This is a genomic window from Neisseria sp. P0021.S006 (assembly GCF_051956895.1).
The window spans coordinates 1-753 of the sequence record NZ_JBQCWZ010000662.1; the positions used below are offsets into that span (position 1 = coordinate 1).

Sequence of the window (753 nt, forward strand, 5' to 3'; positions counted from 1 at the left end):
TTGCCGTCATTACCGACGACATCTGGATCAGACTCGGCGCGCGCCTTTCCAGCCTTTTGACCAACCAACATCCCACATATTTCAGCGACGCCACCGAAGCACAGGCTTGGTTGTTGGCAAGCAATTTGAAATAAAGATAAGGCCGTCTGAACGCATTACCTGAGCAAATATAAAAACGCTTAGACTCAAACAACGGCATCACAATATTTTTCAAAGTATAAAAAGGCCGTCTGAAACCTTGCAACCTGCAAAGTTTCAGACGGCCTTTCATCGTTTTTATTCAAAAACTTACATCACATCTAATACATCAATGCCCAACAACTCCAAGCCTTGTTTCAGCGTATCGCCGGTCAGCTTCGCCAGTTGCAGGCGGCTGTTGCGGGTTGCGCCCTCTGATTTCAAAATCGGGCAGGCTTCGTAGAAGCGGCTGAACAAGGTGGCGATTTGATAGAGGTAGGCGGCGAGGTAGTGCGGATACGCGGTATCTGCCACGCTTTGCAGCACGTCTTCGAATTTCAGCAGCTCGGCGGCCAGTTGTTTTTCCAAAGGTTCGGTCAAAACGGTTGGCGCGGTTGCGTCCCATTCGCCGGCTTTGCGGAATACGCTTTGCACGCGGGTGTAGGCGTATTGCAGGTAAGGAGCGGTGTTGCCTTCAAACGAGAGCATGGCGTCCCAGTCGAACACATAATCGCTGGTGCGGTTTTTGCTCAAATCAGCGTATTTGACCGCGCCGATGCCGACAACTCGGGCAAT

At 51.0% G+C, this 753-nt stretch carries 2 protein-coding genes; one reads left to right on the top strand and one right to left on the bottom strand.

Features of this window, described 5'->3' with window-relative positions:
- Positions 1-134 (top strand): STAS/SEC14 domain-containing protein (locus ACTHUM_RS16325; protein ID WP_440403469.1); only part of this gene is annotated, 134 nt, incomplete at its 5' end.
- Between the two features lie 154 nt (positions 135-288).
- Here the strand turns inward: ACTHUM_RS16325 and argS are convergent.
- On the bottom strand, positions 289-753 hold a 465-nt coding region (gene argS, locus ACTHUM_RS16330), incomplete at its 5' end, for an arginine--tRNA ligase domain-containing protein (RefSeq protein WP_440403468.1).